This window comes from Allomesorhizobium camelthorni (genome assembly GCF_011045125.1).
Classification (GTDB): domain Bacteria; phylum Pseudomonadota; class Alphaproteobacteria; order Rhizobiales; family Rhizobiaceae; genus Allomesorhizobium; species Allomesorhizobium camelthorni.
On the sequence record NZ_JAAKZF010000213.1, the window covers coordinates 1 to 2288 of the forward strand.

The 2288-nt window shown below is 57.8% G+C and carries 3 protein-coding genes; 1 reads left to right on the plus strand and 2 read right to left on the minus strand.

Features of this window, described 5'->3' with window-relative positions:
* Positions 1 to 424: 424 nt before the first annotated feature.
* Positions 425 to 1543 carry an NADH:flavin oxidoreductase/NADH oxidase gene (locus G6N73_RS35330; protein ID WP_165034487.1) on the plus strand — a complete coding sequence of 373 codons (1119 nt, stop codon included), beginning with the start codon at positions 425 to 427 and terminating at the stop codon, positions 1541 to 1543.
* Here G6N73_RS35330 and G6N73_RS38960 read toward each other — a convergent pair.
* Both G6N73_RS38960 and G6N73_RS36615 read right to left on the minus strand, forming a co-directional pair.
* Positions 1510 to 1635, minus strand: coding sequence for a hypothetical protein (locus tag G6N73_RS38960; protein WP_425484199.1), 126 nt, complete (start codon positions 1633 to 1635; stop codon positions 1510 to 1512). The two genes, G6N73_RS35330 and G6N73_RS38960, sit on opposite strands and share 34 nt — an antisense overlap.
* A 367-nt stretch (positions 1636 to 2002) precedes the next feature.
* On the minus strand, positions 2003 to 2288 hold a 286-nt coding region (locus G6N73_RS36615), incomplete at its 5' end, for a hypothetical protein (protein ID WP_206079269.1).

Consider the following 2288-nt stretch of genomic DNA (forward strand, 5'->3'; position numbering starts at 1 on the left):
TAGAAAGGCTCTCCCATGACCTTGCTTCCTTCCAGGGACGATTCGCAGCAGTCAAAGAAGGATGGTTTCCGAATCCATCACGTTAACTCTCTCTCAATGCCAACGTCTACGGATCCGAGGTCGCATGACGTCGATGCACGCGAGACACTCAGCAAGATCTGGCAGCGGGTCTGTCACCTCAAAAAGTTCCTACTCCAGACGCATACGTCGCCGTCAAGCCGATGAGTTTAACGGTAGAAGTAAAGCGCTGATGCCGGCGCACATCACGGTCCGCAAGGATAGGGGACCGATCGTCTGTCTGGGGCCGCCTACACGACGCCTGTTGCAAGACTCGCCGATCGGCATTGCGACGTTGGCGACAGCGCGCCAAGTGATACGGACAGGCACCCCCGAGTTCTCAACTTTATAAGGGCAGAGCCCAGCAATGACCGCAGTATTTACTCCCTTTACCCTCAAGGATGTGACGTTGAGAAACCGCATCGCAGTTCCGCCAATGTGCCAGTACAGCGCCGTGGACGGCCTGACGAATCAGTGGCATCAGATTCATTATCCGGGACTGGCACGGGGCGGGGCGGGACTGGTGATTGTGGAGGCAACCGCTGTGTCTCCAGAAGGTCGGATCACGCCCGGCTGCACGGGCTTGTGGAATGACGAGCAGGCCGAAGGCATGGAACAAATCGCTGCCTCCATCAAAGCGGCTGGTTCGGTGGCTGGCATTCAGATCGGCCATGCCGGTCGCAAAGCGAGCGCCAATCTTCCCTGGGAAGGTGACGACCATATTCCTGCCGCCGACCCGCGCGGCTGGGAGACGATCTCTCCCTCTGTTGTCGCTTTTGGTGGTGGCTTGTCCAAAATGCCAAAAGCAATGTCGCTCGACGATATAGCCAGGGTACAAGCCGACTTCGTGGCCGCTGCGCGGCGCGCACGGAACGCCGGGTTTGAATGGCTGGAGCTGCATTTCGCGCACGGCTACCTCGCGCAGAGCTTTTTTTCTGCGCACTCTAACCAGCGCAGCGATCAATATGGCGGCGATGCTTCCGGTCGTAGCCGCTTTCTGCTGGAGACCGTCGCTGCCGTCCGGGAAGCTTGGCCTGAAAACCTCCCGCTGACGGCGCGTTTCGGTGTCATCGAGTATGACGGCCGCGACGAGGAAACGCTTGTTGCAGCAATTGATCTTACGCGTAAAATGCGTGACAGCGGCCTTGATCTTCTGAATGTCAGCATTGGGTTTTCCACGACGGAAGCCAAAATTCCCTGGGGACCCACTTTCCTTGCTCCCGTCGCCGAGCGCGTGCGCCGAGAAACGGAAATGCCGGTTGCCTCGGCTTGGTGTATCGATGCGGCTCAAGACGTCGAGCGCGTCGTCGCCGACGGCCAGATGGATATCGTCATGATCGGACGCGCATTTCTTGCCGACCCGCATTATTCCTATCGGCTTGCCCTCGAACTCGGCTTGGACAAACCATCATGGTCGGTGTTGCCACCGCCATATGCCTATTGGTTGTCTAGCTATCGCGGTCCGGGCACGGGATCTGCGCAATAGTATCCGGTTGGTGTGTTTCGGCCCCAGGTTGGTCTATGTTCGTCCACGACGCGAGCAGCGAACGAAAGTGCCCCTTTTGTGTCGTAGAACATGACCCGATCTTCGCCCCAGTTCTGCTTGCGCGTCGCCAGCACAAAACGCTGGCCCGCCACGAGTGGAACGGGTGCGTGACCTCAATCTCTACCCGCTTGAGCGTTTGCAGAACTGCAGTTCTGGACTTGAAAGAACTCGAACGTGGAGAATGGAGTCCGTTTCGCCCAGTCCTGCACGCTGGGGCGTCTGCGCAATCAGGGTTTCTTGTCGCTAGCTGAATGCAGCCATTGCCCAGGCACTCGATCACATCAACGACTAGGTCATGCGCCGGCTGGGCATCAGTCGACGGCAGCTCTTCGAGACCGTCGAGCACGCGGCTTTGGCCGCTCTCTATCTGCAAGAATCATCAGGAATGTGTTGACTCATCTAAATTTTTGGTCCAAATTTTTTCTGATAGATAGCAAATCGAGTGGATATTGCGAAGCAACCACCAAGCGAAGTCATCAGCATGATCGTCAAAGGAGACAAACTTGCCATCGGGATCGCGGCGGGCGCGGCATCGGCCGCGCGATCGTCACGAGGCTCCGGAATGATGGTGCGCAGGTGGTCGCATGTGGCCAGCGCGTGGGCCTCAGGAACTGGGAGAGAGCAGCCCGGAATGAATTTGGTTACGTGGATTGCGCAACACTTCAATGGGGGATGCCGCAGAGCG

Excerpts from the sequence above, each read along its gene's own strand:
- G6N73_RS35330 (WP_165034487.1), top strand. The coding sequence starts at position 425 with ATGACCGCAGTATTTACTCCCTTTACCCTCAAGGATGTGACGTTGAGA.
- G6N73_RS38960 (WP_425484199.1), bottom strand. The coding sequence starts at position 1,635 with ATGTTCTACGACACAAAAGGGGCACTTTCGTTCGCTGCTCGCGTCGTG.